Here is a 16,694-nt window from a genome sequence, read left to right on the forward strand (position 1 = left end):
TCCTGCGGAAGGCGGATCCTGCCGTCTAGGGTGCGGAGCGTTAGCGCTCGCTCACACGTTCGCAAAGGAATCGCCCATGAAGGAACGCCGGTACCGCACCCTGGTGACCGGTTATGCCATCTCCTCCTATGGCACGTTCCTGAATCTGGTCGCGCTCAATCTGTACGTGTACGCGGTCACGGACCGGGCCCTGGCGGTCGGCGTGTTCATGGCCGTGCGGCTCGGCGCGGGGTTCCTGGCGGGGCTCGCCGCCGCACCGCTGCTGGCGCGGTGGACGGCCAAGCCCGTGATGTTCTGGTCCAACGTCGTGCAGGCGGCGGCGCTCGTGCTGCTGGTGTGCGCGCCGGACGGGCTGCGCACGGCCGCGCTCTTCGTCGTCTCGGCGACGGTCGGCGCCGCGGGCACCTTCTTCATGGTCGCCTTCCGCAGCTCGATCCCGGACATGGTGGACGAAGGCCGGCACACCTGGGCCAACTCCCTGATGGTGAGCGGCCGTTCGCTGGCCATGGTGGCCGGGTTCGCCTCGTCCGGCGTTGTCGTTTCGCTGCTCGGCTACACCGCCGCGTTCCTGATCGACATGACGACCTTCCTGGTGTGTGCCACCACGGTGGCGCTGCTGCCGCTGCCGGGGCGCCCGCCGAAGGCGCGCGAAGACGACGCGCGGGCGCAGCGGGGCAGGCGGCGCCTGCCGACCGCCCTCATCGCGCTCGGCGCGGCCCCGCTCATCGCGGTGATGGTGGCGCTGCGCGGGATCGACGCGCTCGGCTCGTCCTCGCACAACGCGGCTTTGCCGGTGTACTCCACGGAGCTGGACGCCGACCGGCCCGCGGTGTTCGTGAGTGTCTTCTGGTGCGTGTGGGCGATGGGCAATGTGCTGGTGCAGCAGGTACTGCAGCGGTACGTGAAGCGGTCGGGGCGGACGGTCGGGGCGCTCGGTTTCGGCCTCGGCACGATCGCGATGTCGGCGACGTTCATCCTGGCGTTCGCAGGGCTCCCCTGGGCCCTGACCATCCTGGTTGCGCTGCTCGCGGGCGCGGCCGACGGCATCACCGAGGTGTCGTACAGCTCGCATCTGCAGACCCTGCCGACGGAGCTGCGCACCCATGCCTTCGGGCTCTCGGCCACGGTGGAGAACCTCGGCTTCGGCGTCGGCATGATCGCGGTCGCGGCCGCGCTCGACGTCTTCTCGCCGCTGTCGGTGGTGGGGGTGGCGCACGGTGTGGCCATCGTGGTGGCGGTGGTCTTCGTGGCGCAGCTGCTGCGGCAGCAGGGAGTTCGGCCCACGAGCGGGGAGGGAGGGGTCGATGCGGGACCGGCGCATGGCGGTCGTCGGGATGGCGCTGAGGTTTCCGGGGGCTGACACTCCGGACGCGTACTGGCGCGACATCGTGGCGGGTGTGACCCACGTGCGCCGCTTCACCGACGCCGAGTTCGCGGCGGCGGGCGTGCCCGAGGAGACCTACCGGGACCCGGAGTTCACCGGAGCGAGCGCGCTGCTGCCCGGGATCGACGGGTTCGACGCGGCGTTCTTCGGGATGAGCGGGCGCGAGGCGACGGTGACGGATCCGCAGCAGCGGCTGTTCCTCGAGGTGTGCGAGCAGGCACTGGAGGACGGCGGCTACGCGGGCACGGACGCGCGTGTCGGCGTGTACGCGAGCGTCGGCTATCGCCTCTACTCCCTGCACAGCTATCTGGCGCACAACATCGGTGCGGCGGCGGGCGGCGACGACTGGACGGCCGTCAAGCAGATCCAGGTCGGCAACTACCCGGATTTCACGGCGAACCGGGCGGCGTTCCGGCTCGGTCTCGACGGCCCGGCGGTCAATGTCGCGACGGCCTGCTCCAGTGCGCTGGTCTCGGTGCATCTGGCCGGTCAGGCGCTGCTCGCGGGCGACGCGGACCTGATGGTGGTCGGTTCGGCGGCTCTGCATCTGCCGCAGATCACCGGGCACCGGCACGTGAAGGGGTCCACCATCTCGCCGACGGGCGCTGTCCGTGCCTTCGACGCGGCGGCCGACGGCACCGTCGGCGGGAACGGTGCGGCGGCCGTGCTCCTGAAGCCGCTGGAGCGGGCGCTCGCCGACGGCGACACCGTGCACGCGGTGATCCTCGGCTCGGCGGTCACCAACGACGGCGCGGACAAGGCGGGTTTCGCCGCGCCGGGCGTCGCGGGGCAGCGGGACGCAGTCCTTACCGCGCTGGAGTCGGCGGGGGTGCCGGCCGAGTCGATCGGGTACGTGGAGGCGCATGGCACCGGCACGTACAAGGGCGATCCGATCGAGTTCGCGGCGCTCACTGAGGCGTTCCGCCGGCACACCGACCGCACCGGCTTCTGCGCGCTCGGCTCGACGAAGCCCGCGATCGGGCATCTGGACAGCGCGGCAGGCTTAGCCGGGCTGATCAAGGCGATCCTGGTGCTGCGGCACGGGACGCTCCCGCCGCTGGTGAACTTCACCCGCCCCAATCCCCGCCTGGGTGTGTCCGGCAGCCCGTTCGTCCTGCCGCGCCGGGCGGCACCCTGGCCCGCCGACCCGGCCGGGCCCCGCCGTGCGGGCGTGCACTCCATCGGCATGGGCGGCACGAACGCCCACGTCATCCTCGAGCAGGCGCCGCCCGCCCCGGCACGGAAGCCGTCGGCCTTACCGGCATCGAAACCGTCGGCCGCGCCCGCGCTGCTGCCGGTGTCGACCCGCTCCCCCGAAGCATCCGCCCTGCTGCCGGTGTCGACCCGCTCCCCCGAAGCATCCGCCCTGCTGCCGGTGTCGACCCGCTCCCCCGAAGCATCCGCCCTGCTGCCGGTGTCGACCCGCTCCCCCGAAGCATCCGCCCTGCTGCCGTTGTCGGCCCGCTCCCCCGAAGCGCTCGCGCAGTACGCGCGGTCGTTCCGCGACGCGCTCGACCGCGATCCGGGGCTTGCCCCGGCCGATCTCCTCACGACGACCGCGCTCGGCCGCCGCCACCTCGACCACCGGCTGGTGGTGACCGCGTCCGGGACGCGGGGCCTGGCAGCCGGGCTCGACGCGTTCCTCGCGGGCAGGCCGGACCCGGCCGCGTACCGCACCGGTGTGGTGACGAGCACCGCGGCGCCGGTGTTCCTCTTCAGCGGGCAGGGCGGTACCGCGCCCGGCATAGCGGCCGCCCTGGCGAGACGTTTTCCACTCGTCGCCGAAACGCTGGACGCCTGTGCGCGGATCCACCGGCAGGAGACCGAGGAACGGGATTTCACGGCCCGCCTGGTCGACGGGACGGGACCCGCGGTGTGGGACACAGCGTTCGCGCAGCCCGCCCTGTTCGCGCTGCAGGTGGCGCAGGCACGGTTGTGGCGGCGGTTCAGGGTGCGCCCCGTCGCGGTCGCCGGGCACAGCGTCGGCGAGTACGCGGCGCTGTGCGCGGCAGGTGCGCTGTCCCTGGAGGACGGGATGCGGCTGCTGTGCCGCCGGGGCCGGCTGATGCGGGACACCGAGCCCGGCGCGATGCTCGCGGTGTTCGCCCCGTACGAGCGGGTGCGGGCGCTGCTCGACGCGGTGGGTGCGGGGCTCGAACTCGCCGTGTCGAACGGGCCCGAGCACCATGTCGTCGCGGGTCGCCCCGGCGCGGTGGCCGCAGCGCGGAGCCACCTGGCCGACGTGCCCTGCGAGCCGCTCCCGGTCGACCGCGCCTTCCACACGGCGCTGCTCGACCCGATCCTCGACGAACTGCGGGCGGTGGCCGGAAAAACCGAACTGCGGCCCGTGGAGACGGAGTTCGTTTCCGGCCTGGACGGCACCGTACGACCGCCGGGGTGGCGGCCGGACGCCGACTATCTGGTGCGGCAGGCCCGGCAGACCGCCGACTTCCACGCCGTACTGCGCGCGCTCGCCAGCCGTGACGTGCTGGTGGAGCTGGGGCCCGGCGCGCCCTTCACCGGCATGGCCCGACGGGTGCTGCCGGATGTCCCGTGCCTGCCGACGCAGGGCCGGGCGCCCGGCGCCGACGGGCTGTGGTCGGCGGTGGCCGGGCTGCACTGCGCCGGGGTTCCCGTCGACTGGGCGGCGCTCCTCGACGGACAGGCGGGCCACCGGATCCCGCTGCCGACCTACCCCTTCCAGCACCGTTCCTACTGGACGGGCCCCGCGCCCGCACCCGACCCTTCCAAGGAGGACTCAGTGGCCGCAGTGACGGCGCAGGAACGGTCCGTGCTCGACCGGGTGCGCGAACTGACCGCCCGCCATCTGGGCTTCGCCCCGGACGAGGTGACACCGGCCCGCACCTATGTGGGGCTCGGCGCCGACTCACTTCAGCTCATCGGCATGCTCCGCCAGTTGGAGGCGGAGTTCGACGTGCGGATCGCGATACGGGAGATCCTGGAGGAGGCGGGAACGCCCGAGTTGACGGCACGGCTGATCGAGGAGCGCCGCGCACACCCCGCACCGGCGCCCGAGGCGCAGGTGATCACGCCCACGAAACCCCCGGCGTCGCCCGCACCGGACGGGTATGCCACCCGCGCCGAGATCGCCGAACTCACCCGGCAGATCAACCTGCTGGCCGAGACCCAGTCGGCGATGCTGACCCAGCTCTCCGAGGCGGTGGCCCTCCTCGGCGCCGACCGCACCGCCCGATGACGGCCACGGCGGCGGACCGCGCAGCGGAGCTCTCGCGCGCGCTGACGAAGCAACTGGCGGCAGCGCGCGCAAAGTTGAGTTCCCCGGCACCCGAGGCCCCCGCGGCACCCGAAATCCCCGCGGCGCCCGAGGCCCCCGTCGTGCACGGCCCGCGCGTCACCCTGCCCGAGGGCTCAGGGATGGCCGGGGACACGGCGGACGCCGGCCAGCGGGCCCACGCGGACGACCTGGCCCGGCGGCTGGCCGAACGCACCCGCACGTCCAAGGAGACGGCGCAGCGGCAGCGGGCGGTGCTCGCGGACAGCCGGGCCGTCGTCGGGTTCCGGCGCGCCACCAAGGAGACGCTGTACCCGATCGCCGCCCGCTCGGCCCGCGGGGCGCACCTCACGGACGTCGACGGCAACGACTACACCGACATCACGATGGGGTTCGGCGCCCTGCTGTTCGGGCACGAGCCGGAGTTCGTGACAGAGGCGGTGTGCGCGCACATGGCGGACGGGCTGCGGTTCGGGCCACGTCCCGTCGAGGCGGGTGAAGTCGCCCAGTTGCTGGCCGAGTTGACCGGGATGGAGCGGGTCGCGTTCGCGAACTCCGGTACCGAGGCCAACTCCGCCGCGATCCGCCTCGCGCGCGCGGCGACGGGCCGCGACCGCGTGGTGATGTTCCGCGGCTCCTACCACGGCCACATCGACTCGGTGCTCGGCCGCCCCGGCCCGGACGGCGGACGCGCCGTGCCGGTATCGCGTGGAATCCCGGACAGTGCCGTGGCGGACCTGCTCGTCCTGGAGTACGGCAGCGAGGACGCCCTCGACACCATCCACACGCTCGGCGACACGGTCGCGGCGGTGATCGTCGAACCGGTCCAGTGCCGCAACCCTTCCCTGCGTCCCGTCGAATTCCTCCAGCGATTACGGGAGTTGACACGGCGGCGCGGCATCGTGCTGCTCTTCGACGAGATGCTGACCGGTCTGCGCCCGCACCCACGCGGCGCACAGCACCACTTCGGCGTCGTCCCGGACCTGGCGACGTACGGGAAGGCGCTGGGCAGCGGTTTCCCGATCGGCGCGATCGCGGGCCGCGCCGACATCCTCGACGGCGTCGACGGCGGATTCTGGCGCTACGGCGACGACAGCAGCCCGGAGGCGGAGACGACGTTCTTAGGCGGCACCTATATGCAGCACCCGCTGTCGATGGCGGCGGCCAAGGCCGTGCTCACGCACCTCGCCGCCGAGGGCCCCGCCCTCCAGGAACGCCTCAACGCCTGCACTGACGCCCTCGCCACTCACGTGAACACGTTCTTCAGGGGCGAGGAATTCCCCCTGGAGCTCACCCACTTCGGCTCCATGTTCCGCTTCACGCACCGCGCTGACATGGATCTGCTGTACCAGCACCTGCTGCTGCGAGGGATCTATGTGTGGGAGTGGCGCAGTTTCTACCTGTCCACCGCCCACACGGACTCCGACGTCGAGCGGGTCGCGGACGCGGTGAAGGACTCGCTGCGGGAGCTGCGCGACGGCGGCTTCTTCCCGACGGCCAAGCCACGCATCGCGGCGGCCCCAAGCCCTCGACTCCGGCGCCCCGCCCCGGACTTCGGCGTCTACTTCTTCGGCGACTATCCCGATTCCGGTGACACCGACGAGGCGTACGACCGGATCGTGGAGACGGCCCGGTTCGCCGACGAGCGCGGCTTCAGTTCGCTGTGGATCCCCGAACGGCATTTCCACTCCTTCGGCGGCCTGTTCCCCAACCCGGCCGTGCTGGCATCGGCGCTGGCCAGGGAGACGGAGCGGATCCGGCTCAACGCCGGTTCCGTGGTGCTGCCGCTGCACGACCCGGTGCGGGTGGCGGAGGAGTGGGCGGTCGTGGACCGGCTGTCCGGCGGCCGGGTCGGCCTGGGCTGCGCCACCGGGTGGCACGCGCAGGACTTCGCCCTGCACCCGGACCGTTTCGCCCGCCGCAAGGACATCGCCTTCGACCATCTCGACGCCGTACGGACCCTGTGGCGCGGCGGCACGCTGCGGCGCGAGTCCGGCGACGGCCGGGCCCTCGACGTACGGACGTATCCGCGGCCCGCGCAGGAAGCGCCGCCGATGTTCCTGGCGACGTCCGGGCGGCCGGAGTCGTACGAGGAGGCGGCGCGCCGCGATCTCGGCATCGTCACGAACCTGATGAACCAGACCGTGGCCGAACTCGCCGCGAACATCGCCCACTACCGGGCCACCCGCGCCAAGCACGGCCTCGACCCGGATGCCGGGCGCGTGACCGTGCTGCTGCACACCTACCTCGGCGGCGACCACGCCACGGCCCGCGCGCAGGCCCGCGAGCCGATGACCCGCTATCTGCGCTCGTCCCTGCAGATGCGCTCCGCCGCGGGCGCATCTGGCGCGGGGCCGCGGGACGTGGCGGAGGCGAGCGACGAGGACCTGGAGTATCTGTTCCTGCGGGCCTACGACCGGTACTGCGACGAGCGTGCGCTGATCGGCACCCCGGAGACCTGCGCCCCGGTGGTGGCGGCGCTGCGCGCGGCGGGCGTCGACGAGATCGCCGCGCTCGTCGACTTCGGGATGCCCGCCGAGCTGATGCGCTCCGGACTCGAGCACCTCGACGCGCTGCGCGCCGCGACCCGCGACACCGAGCTGACGGCACCCGCGACGGCCGCGCAGCGCAGGTTGTGGCTCGCCGCCCAGCTGATCGGGGACCCGGCCGCGTACAACGAGATCCAGTCGGTCCGGCTGCGCGGCGCCCTCGACGTACCGGCGCTGTCCGAGGCGATCGACGGGCTGGTGGCGCGGCATGCGGGACTGCGCACGGTGTTCCGGGCGGGCGGCGAGGACGGCCTGCTCCAGCAGGTCGTACGCGCCGGGCTGCGGGTCCCGCTGGACGTGACGGACGCCCGTGGCCAGGATCCCGGCGCGGCCATCGCGGCGGCCCTGCGCGAGGAGAGCGCCCGCGTCCACGACCTCGCCGAAGGACCGCTGGTCGCGCCGGGGCTGCTGACGCTCGCCGACGACGACCATGTGCTGCTCCTCGGGCTGCACCATCTCGTCACGGACGGCCACTCGGCGCGGCTGCTCGCGGACGACCTCCAGGAGCTCTATGCGGCTCGGGTCGAGGGCCGCGAGGCCCGGTTCGCGGCGTCCGCGGGCAGCACGCTCGGCGCTCCCGAACTCCCCGCGGACCCCGCCGACTTGGAGTGGTGGCTGAAGTATCTGGACCCGCTGCCGCCGGTGCTCGCGCCGCCCACCGACCGGCCGCGCGGACGCCGGGCGTCCGGCGGCGGCGCGGCGGCCGAGCTGCCGCTGGACGCCGGCCGGGCGGACGCGCTGCAGGAGTGGAGCGGGCAGCGCGGCGTCACCCTGTTCGCGACGCTGCTCACCGCCTGGCAGCTGGTGCTGCGCGAGCGGTCGGGCCTGGACGAGTTCGTCATCGGCTCCACGTTCGGGCGGCGCGCGCCAGAGGCCGCGCACACCGTCGGCTTCCACGCGGCGGTGCTGCCGCTGCGCGCGGCGTTCACCGACGGCACGCCGCTGACCGATGCCGTACGGGCCACGCGTGACGCGCTGTTCGAGGCCGCCCGGCACCAACACGTGGATCTGGACGAGCTGTTGACGCGGCTCCACCCGGACCCCGGCAACCCGCGCCCGCTCGTGACCGTCTCCGCGGACCTCGACACGGCGCCGCTGAGCCGAGTCCGGCTGCCGGGCCTGCGCGCCGAGGAGGTCGCCGGTGGCTCCGCGTCGGCGCCGCTGGAGCTCGCCCTGATGGCGGTGCGCACGCCGTCAGGGCTGCGGCTGCGGATCCGGTACGACGCGGACCTCTTCGACGCCGGGACCGTACAGGGTTACCTGTCCGACCTGGACCGGGTGCTGCGCTCGCTGACGGAGGGCGGCGCGGAGCTGGTGCGGGACACCCGGCCGCGCGCGGCGACGGGCGCCGGATCGGCCGCGTCGGCCGGATCCGCCCCGCCCGCCGGATCGGTCGCGCCCGCCGAGGAGTTGCGCGCGGTGTGGCAGTCGGTGCTCGGTGTCGGCTCCGTGCCCGACGACGCCAACTTCTTCGACCTCGGCGGCAATTCGATCGCCGCGATCCGCCTCGTGAACCGGGTGCGCGACGAGCTGCACGCGGAGGTGGCGCTGGCGGACTTCTTCGCGGACGCGACGCTCACCGCGATGGCCGGGCAACTCGGGGCGGCCGTGGGCCGTGAACCCGTCGACGGGCCCGCCGACGAGGTGGCCGACCGCGCCCCGGTGAGCCCGCAGCAGGACCGCATGATCGCGGCCCACCACGCTTTCCCGCAGGCGCAGGTCTGGAACGTGCCGACCCGGATCCGCTTCACGGGCGCCCTGGACCCGGACGCGCTGCGCACGGCGCTCGGGCACCTGGTCGAACGGCACCACGCCCTGCGGACGCGCTTCGTGCGGGACGCCGACAAGGCGTGGTGGCAGGAGGTCGTCACCGCACCGGAGCCGCGGCTGCGCGTCGACGACCTCACGCGGCTGGCGCCCGAGCAGGCGGCGGCCCGCGCCGACGCCGTGTGCCGGCGGATGGCGGCGGCCCCGTTCGACCTCTCCGAGCCCACCCTGCCCAGGACGCGGCTGCTGCGGGTGACCGAGGACGAGTGGGTGCTGATGTTCGTGCTGCACCACATCAGCGCCGACGGCTGGTCCCACTCGGTGCTGATGTCGGAACTCGCGGCGCTCTGCACGGCCGCGGCGGCCGGACTCCCGTACCCGCTCGGCGCGCCCTCCGCGCAGCCCACGGACTACGCACGGGAACTGCTCGCGGCGCAGGACCCGCGCGAGGAGGCCCGGCGCGCCGCGTTCTGCGCCGACTACCTCGCCGGGGCACCGTGCCGACTGGACACGCCCACGGACCGGCCCCGGCCCGAGCGGCTGAGCGGCGACGGCGGCACCGTACGCGGCACCCTGTCCGCCGAACTCCGGGCGGACATGGAGAAGTTGGCGTCATCCGTGCATATGACGCCGTTCGCGGTCGCGGCGGCCGCGCTCGGGGTGCACCTGGCACGGCTGTCCGGGGAGCGGGACGTCCTGCTGAGCGTGCCGTACGCGAACCGGGAGGGAACGGCCGCCGAATCGCTCGTGGCGATGGTGTCCACGGCCGTGATGGTGCGCGTCCGCGTCGACCCGGCCGAGACCTTCACCGACCTGGTGGCCCGCGTCGGCGCCGAGTCCCTGGCCGTCATGGCGCACGTCCTGCCGACGGCACGCATCATGCGGGCCATGCGCGAGGCCGGTGCCACCGAGGTGCCCGACCGGGTGCCGAACGTGCTGGCGTTCCAGAACTACACCGATACCGACATCGAGATCCCCGGACTCGGCGTCGAGGTCGAGGACCTGGCGCCGCCGGTCGCCCGCGCCGAGCTCTGCTTCGGCCTGTCGCCGCGCCGCGATCCGGCCCTCGGCCTGCGCACCTTCCTCGAGTACTCGGCGGACCTGTGGGACGAGGCCAGTGCCGAGGAACTCCTCTCGTCCTACGCGGCGCTGCTCGGGGAGCTGTGTGCGCACCCCGGGCGTCCCGTCGCGGCACTTCTCGACCCTCACCCCACGCCCGAGGAGGCGGACTCCGTATGACCCTCCCCACCGACCACGACCACGTGGAGGATCTGCTCGCCTTCCTCCGCGACAGCCCATCGCCGTACCACGCGGTGGCGCAGGCGGCGCGCCGTCTGGAGAAGGCCGGTTTCACCGAGCTGACCGGGACCGAGGAGTGGAAGGGCCACAGCGGCGGCCGCTTCCTGTGCAAGGGCGGCGCGCTGCTCGCCTGGTACGTCCCCGAGGGCGCGCCCGCACACGCGCCGTTCCGGATCGTCGGCGCACACACCGACTCGCCGAACCTGCGGGTCAAGCCGACCCCTGACACCGGCTCGGCCGGGTGGCGGCAGATCGCCGTGGAGGTCTACGGAGGCGTGCCGCTCAACACGTGGCTCGACCGGGACCTGGGGATCTCGGGCCGGCTGACGCTGCGCGACGGCTCGAACGTGCTGGTGAAGGTCGACGAACCGCTGCTGCGAGTACCGCAGTTGGCGATCCACCTCGACCGCTCCGTCAACGACGGACTGGCCCTCGACCGGCAGCGGCAGACCCAGCCGATCTGGTCGCTCGGCGCACCCGAGCGAGGCGCGCTGCTCGCCCGCGTCGCACGCGAGGCCGGACTCGACACGGCCGAACTGCTCGGCTGGGACCTGATGCTGCACGATGTACAGCCGCCCGGGCGGCTCGGCGCGCACCGCGAGTTCCTGGTGTCGTCGCGGCTCGACAATCTGCTGTCGGTGCACGCGGGCGTCACCGCGCTGACCGCCGCCGTCGGCACGGTGCCGCCCGACCGGGTGCCGGTGCTCGCCGCGTTCGACCACGAGGAGGTCGGCAGCGGCTCCGAGACCGGCGCCCAGGGGCCGCTGCTGGAACGGGTGCTGAGCCGTTCGGTGGCCGTACGCGGCGGCTCGGGCGAAGACTGGGCGCGGGCCCTCGCGGGCGCGCTGTGCGTCTCCGCCGACATGTCGCACGCCGTCCACCCCAACTACGCCGAGCGGCACGACCCGGACAACCGTCCGCTGCCCAACGGCGGACCGGTCATCAAGGTCAACGTCAACCAGCGCTACGCCACCGAGGGCACCGGCTACGCCGCGTTCGTCGCGGCGTGCGAGCGGGCCGGGGTGCCGTGGCAGCGGTTCGTCTCGAACAACGCGATGCCGTGCGGCACGTCGATCGGCCCGCTCACCGCCGCCCGTCTGGGGGTCACCACGGTCGACGTGGGCGTGCCCGGTCTGTCCATGCACTCCGCGCGCGAACTGGTCGGGGCCGAAGATCCGGTCCATCTGGCGCGTGCGCTCGCCGAGTTCGTGACGGCGGGCTGAGGACGACGGGGAGCGACGGGACATGCCCGTGAAGACGTTCACGCTCAAGGGTGCCGGTCCGGAGGACGCCGCGTGGCGGGTGCTGCTGGTGCCGCACGCGGGTGCGGGCGCGGCGAGCGGCGCCCCGTTCGCCGCGCACGCCCCGGCCGACTGGCAGGTGGCGACGACGCGGCTGCCCGGCCGTGAGTCGCGGGTCCGGGAGACCGCCCGCGACCTGTCGGAGCTGGTGGCCGATGTCGTGGCGACGGTGCGGGCGCTGCCCGGTACGGCGCCGCTGCTCGTCGTCGGCGTGTGCTCGGGGGCGGTGATCGGCCTGGAGGCGGTCCGGGCGCTGCAGCGCGAGGGCGACGCGACGGTCGCCGGGTTCGTGGCCGTCTCTCAGTGGGCGGTCACCGAGAAGCCGGACCCGGAGCGGCCGCGGCTGCGCGACACCGACGACCCCGACCAGGTTCTCGACATCCTGCGGAAGTTCGGCGGCGTGCCGGACTCGCTGGCGGCCGACCGGGAGATGCTGGCGCTCCTGCTCCCGTCGATCGTCGCGGACATGCGGGCCGTCGAGGACTACACGTCGCCGCCCGATCCGCCGCTGACCTGCCCGCTGCTCACGGTCTTCGGCGACGCGGACCCGCTGTGCTCCGAGGAGCGCACCGAGGACTGGGATCTGTTCACCGCGCACAGCCGGACGGTGTGGCTGCCCGGCGGCCATCTGCTGCTCACCGAGAGCCCGGCCCTGCTGGTGGACGCCATCGCGGGCAACCTCGACCACTTCCCCATCGAAACGGCCTAGTTCGTGAGGTCTGCCGCCATGACGACGACCGTCCCCGCCACCGACGTACGCCACCGCATCGACGCCCTCCTCCTGGAGCGCTGGGACCGTGACCCCACGCTGCCCGCCCTGATCTGCGCCGACACCGTCGTCACCATGGGCGAGTTGAAGGAGCGGGTGCTGCGCACCGCCGCCGCGCTGCGCGCCCATGGGGTGCGGCCCGGGGACCGGGTGGTGGTGCACCACGAGCGGTCCGTGGAGTTCGTGGTGGCGATGCTCGGTGTCGCGTTCGCGGGCGCCGCGCACGCCGCGCTCGACGTGCGCGACCCGGAGCGCCGCGTCCGCGCCACGACGCGGGACTGCGCACCGCGTGCGGTGCTCACCGAACGCCGGTTCCGTGACCGCTTCGCGGACCTCGACGGCGTGCTCGTGCTGACCGGCGAGGAGTGCGCGGCATACGCGCCCGAACCCGCGCCCGCGACCGGCGGCTCGCCGGACGACCCGGTCGTGATCATCTATACGTCGGGGTCCACGGGCCGGCCCAAGGCCTCGCTGATCAGCCATCGCGCGCTCGTCTCGCGGCTGAACGCCCTGCAGTCCACGCATCGCATGGACGAGCACGACCGGATGATCCATCACACGGCGTGCAGCTTCGACATGTATCTGAGCGAGACGTACTGGCCCCTGCTCGCGGGCGCCACGGTCGTCCTCGCGGAGCCGGGCCGGCAGCGCGACGCGGACCATCTCGCGGCCCTGATCCGGGACCACGCGATCACCACCTTCTACTGCGTGGTGTCGCTGCTCGACCTGTTCCTGCTGGCCCGTGACCCGGCCGAGCGCTACGACGGCATCCGCCAGGTCCTCACCGGCGGCGAGCCGCTCAGCCCCGATCTGGTGGCGCGGTTCCACGCCCGTTCCACCGCGACGCTGACGAACATGTACGGGCCCAGCGAGTGCACGATCTACTGCACGGCCTGGGTCTGCCCGCGCGACCCCGACCCCGGCACGGTGCTGATCGGCGGGCCCGTACGGGACACGGAGCTGTGGATCCTCGACGCCTTTGGCGCCCCCGTGCCCGAGGGCGAGCCGGGCGAGCTGTACATCGGCGGCGCAGGTCTCGCGCTCGGCTATCTGCACCGCCCGGACCTCACGGCGGAACGCTTCGTCGTCACGCCGTACGGGCGGCTGTACCGCTCCGGCGATCTGGTGCGGGTGGCCCGGCCGGACGGCTCCCTGGAGTTCCTGGGCCGCGCCGACCGGCAGGTGAAGATCCGTGGGATCCGCATCGAGCTCGGCGAGATCGAGGCGACGGCCGTGCGGTGTCCGGGGGTCCGGCAGGCGGCGGTCGTCGCCCATGGCTCGGGCACGGACAAGGCGCTGGCCGCCTACGTGGTGCCCGGGGACGACGCGCCGCCCGCGCCCGCCCTGCGGACGTCCGTGCGCGAGCACCTGCGCGCCCGGCTGCCGCACTCCATGGTCCCGCGCACCATCGACGTGCTCGACGCGCTGCCGCTGACCGCCAACGGCAAGCTGGACCGGGCACTGCTGGAGGAGCGGGCGCGGCTGGAGCCCGCGCCTTCGCTGCCGGCGCCCGAGTGGCCCGCGGACCTCGAGGAACTCGTCGTCGCGGTGTGGCGGGACGTGCTGGAGGTGGACGCGATCGATCCGGACGACGACTTCTTCGACCTGGGCGGCGACTCCTTCCGGGTCGTCCGGGTCGTGGAAACGCTGCGCGAGCGCACCACGGTGGACATCCCGCTGGCGGCACTGCTGCGCGAACCGACCCCGCAGGCGTTCACGGAAGAACTCCGCGGCCTCATGACCTCACGCCAGGAGCGGGCGAGTTGACCCTCGACGACCGCCCCGGCCCATCCGCTCGTTCGCCGACCTGACGAACGGCGCGCTCGACCGGCACCGCCCCGTGGTCACCCTCTTCAGCGGCGGCCTGGACAGCACGTATCTGCTGCATCGCCTGACCCGGGCGGGGTTCACCGACGTGCACGCGCTCAGCGTCGACCTGGGCGCGGGCGAGGACGTCGACGCGCTGCGGCACACGGCCGACCACCTCGGCGTGCGGCTGCACCTCGTGGACTCCCGGCAGACCTTCGCCGACGCGTACGTGCGCCCGGCGATCGCCGCCAGGCCGGGGAGGCGGCACGGCTCACCAGGACCGGACGCGCCTGAACCCCAGCGCGCCGCGCGCCGTCGGGGCCGCCAGGCGCAGCCGGGCACCCGGGCCGACGCCGGAGCGCTCTGGAGAGGCTCAGCCTGCCGCGGCGAGGACCAGGGGAAGGACCTGTCCGCTGCCTGCCCGGCGGAGCAGGCGGGCAGCGACCGCGAGGGTCCAGCCGGAGTCCGTGCGGTCGTCCACGAGCAGGACGGGCCCGGGAGAGCCGGCCAGGGCAGCCGCCAGGTCCTCGGAGACGGCGAAGGCGCCGGACAGCTCTCTGAGGCGTTGCGCGGAGTTGCTGCGGCGCGCCGCGTGCACGTCGCTCGATCCGGTGTACGTCAGCGTGCCCAGGAAGGGGAGGCGGCCGATGGCCGCGATTCCCTGGGCGAGGGAACCGACCAGTTGCGGGCGGGTCAGGGAGGGCACAGCGACGACTCCCACCGGCCGGGCAGAGGAGTCCGGGACATTCGGCGCCCAACCGCCCGGTGAGCGCGCCCAGTCGGCGAGGACCGCCACCGCGGCCCGCAGGACATCGTCGGGGACCGGACCGTCGGGCGCGTTCTCGGCCAGCAGCGGGCGCAGCCGGTTGCCCCAGCCGATGTCCGAGAGCCGTCCCAGGGCGCGCCCGGTGGAGCACTGCTCCTTGGCCGGGATGCGCCCCTTGAGGTCGATGCCCAGTGCGGGCATCCCCGTCGGCCACATCCGGCGCGGCTCGACCTCCACCCCCGGGCGGTCCAGTTCCTTTGCCGCCGCCGTCAGCGTCTCCGCCGAGACGGAGGAGTCGGCCCAGGGACCCGCGCAGTTGTCGCAACGGCCGCACGGGGTCGCCCCCTCGTCGTCCAGCTGCCGGCGCAGGAACTCCATCCGGCACTGCGAGGTGCTCACGTAGTCGCGCATGGCCTGCTGCTCGGCCGCCCGCTGCCGAGCGACCCAGGCGTACCGCTCGGTGTCGTAGACCCACGGCTCGCCGGTGGAGATCCAGCCGCCCTTCACCCGCTTGACCGCCCCGTCCACGTCGAGCACCTTCAGCATGGTCTCCAGACGGGTGCGCCGGAGGTCGACCAGGGCCTCCAGAGCCGGCACGGACAGCGGCCGTCCGGCACTGCTGAGGGCCGAGAGGGTCTCGCGAACCTGCACTTCGGGCGGGAAGGCCGTATCGGCCAAGTAGCGCCAGATGGCCTCGTCCTCCTTGCCCGGCAGCAGCAGCACATCGGCGTGAGCCACCCCGCGACCGGCGCGGCCGACCTGCTGGTAGTAGGCGATCGGCGAGGACGGCGAGCCGAGATGGACCACGAAGCCCAAGTCAGGCTTGTCGAAGCCCATCCCGAGCGCTGACGTCGCGACCAGCGCCTTGACCCGGTTCTCCAGCAGGTCGGCCTCGGCCTGCAGCCGGTCGGCGTTCTCCGTGCGTCCCGTGTACGAGGCCACCTGGAAGCCGCGCTGCCGAAGGTAGGCCGTGGCCTCCTCGGCCGCGGCCACCGTCAGCGTGTAGATGATCCCGGAGCCCGGCAGCTCGTCCAGGTGCTCGGCGAGCCACGCCAGGCGGTGCGCGGCGTCCGGCAGCTGGACCGCTCCCAGCCGCAGGCTCTCCCGCTCGAGCGGGCCCCTCAGCACCAGGGCCTCGCCGGCGCCGGTGCCCAGCTGTTCGGCCACATCCGCTGTGACCCGCGCGTTGGCCGTCGCCGTGGTGGCCAGCACCGGAACACCGGTCGGGAGGTCGCCGAGCATCGCCCTCAACCGGCGGTAGTCCGGCCGGAAGTCGTGACCCCAGTCGGAAATGCAGTGCGCCTCGTCGACCACCAGCAGACCGGTCGTGGCCGCGAGCTTGGGCAGCGTCTGCTCACGAAAATCCACAGAGTTGAGGCGCTCCGGGCTGACGAGGAGAACGTCGGTCTCGCCGCGCTCGACCTCCTCATGGATGGCCTCCCACTCCTCCGGATTGGCCGAGTTGATGGTGCGCGCCCGAATACCGGCACGCTCCGCCGCCTCGACCTGGTTGCGCATCAGCGCCAGCAGCGGCGAGACGATCACCGTCGGCCCGGAGCCGCGTCGGCGCAGCAGGGCGGTGGCGACGAAGTACACCGCAGACTTGCCCCAGCCGGTGCGCTGCACCACCAGGGCACGCCGGCGCTCCTCCACCAGAGCCGCCACCGCCTGCCACTGGTCCTCCCGCAGCCGCGCCGCACCCCCCGGGGCGCCGACGAGCTCGGCAAGGACGGCATCGGCTTCGGCGCGAAGCTCCAGGTTGTCCATGCCCCCCATGCAACCCCATGGCACTGACAA

General features: G+C 73.5%; 7 protein-coding genes and 1 pseudogene. 7 read left to right on the top strand and 1 reads right to left on the bottom strand.

The window, feature by feature from the left end; all coding sequences use genetic code 11:
- The first annotated feature begins 76 nt into the window (after positions 1-76).
- The 7 genes and pseudogenes from C4B68_RS10165 to C4B68_RS43120 all read left to right on the top strand — a co-directional run.
- The gene (locus C4B68_RS10165; protein WP_107475410.1) at positions 77-1,360 is read left to right on the top strand and encodes an MFS transporter; all 1,284 of its coding nucleotides are present in this window, start codon (positions 77-79) and stop codon (positions 1,358-1,360) included.
- A complete protein-coding gene (locus C4B68_RS10170) occupies positions 1,305-4,601 on the top strand; it encodes a type I polyketide synthase (RefSeq protein WP_099503873.1) in 3,297 nt (1,098 codons plus the stop codon). Before C4B68_RS10165 ends, C4B68_RS10170 begins: the two co-directional genes overlap by 56 nt.
- Positions 4,598-10,192 (top strand): MupA/Atu3671 family FMN-dependent luciferase-like monooxygenase, encoded by a 5,595-nt coding sequence (locus C4B68_RS10175; protein WP_099503875.1) that lies wholly within the window; start codon positions 4,598-4,600, stop codon positions 10,190-10,192. The genes C4B68_RS10170 and C4B68_RS10175 overlap by 4 nt, the downstream gene beginning before the upstream one ends.
- On the top strand, positions 10,189-11,475 hold the full coding sequence (locus C4B68_RS10180) for a M18 family aminopeptidase (RefSeq protein WP_099503877.1): 1,287 nt from the start codon (positions 10,189-10,191) through the stop codon (positions 11,473-11,475). The genes C4B68_RS10175 and C4B68_RS10180 overlap by 4 nt, the downstream gene beginning before the upstream one ends.
- A 22-nt stretch (positions 11,476-11,497) precedes the next feature.
- Positions 11,498-12,262, top strand: a complete 765-nt coding sequence (locus C4B68_RS10185) for a thioesterase II family protein (RefSeq protein ID WP_099503878.1) — start codon at positions 11,498-11,500, stop codon at positions 12,260-12,262.
- An 18-nt stretch (positions 12,263-12,280) separates the two neighbouring features.
- Positions 12,281-14,089: an amino acid adenylation domain-containing protein gene (locus C4B68_RS10190; protein WP_099503880.1), complete on the top strand. Its 1,809-nt coding sequence runs from the start codon at positions 12,281-12,283 to the stop codon at positions 14,087-14,089.
- Positions 14,090-14,129: 40 nt separating this feature from the next.
- A pseudogene (locus C4B68_RS43120) lies at positions 14,130-14,369 on the top strand (asparagine synthase-related protein); the annotation flags it as partial.
- A gap of 135 nt (positions 14,370-14,504) precedes the next feature.
- On the opposite strand, the gene C4B68_RS10200 reads toward C4B68_RS43120, so the two are convergent.
- Positions 14,505-16,664: a RecQ family ATP-dependent DNA helicase gene (locus C4B68_RS10200; protein ID WP_099504023.1), complete on the bottom strand. Its 2,160-nt coding sequence runs from the start codon at positions 16,662-16,664 to the stop codon at positions 14,505-14,507.
- Positions 16,665-16,694: the final 30 nt, after the last annotated feature.

This window comes from Streptomyces dengpaensis (assembly GCF_002946835.1).
In the GTDB taxonomy this organism is placed as follows: Bacteria; Actinomycetota; Actinomycetes; order Streptomycetales; family Streptomycetaceae; genus Streptomyces; species Streptomyces dengpaensis.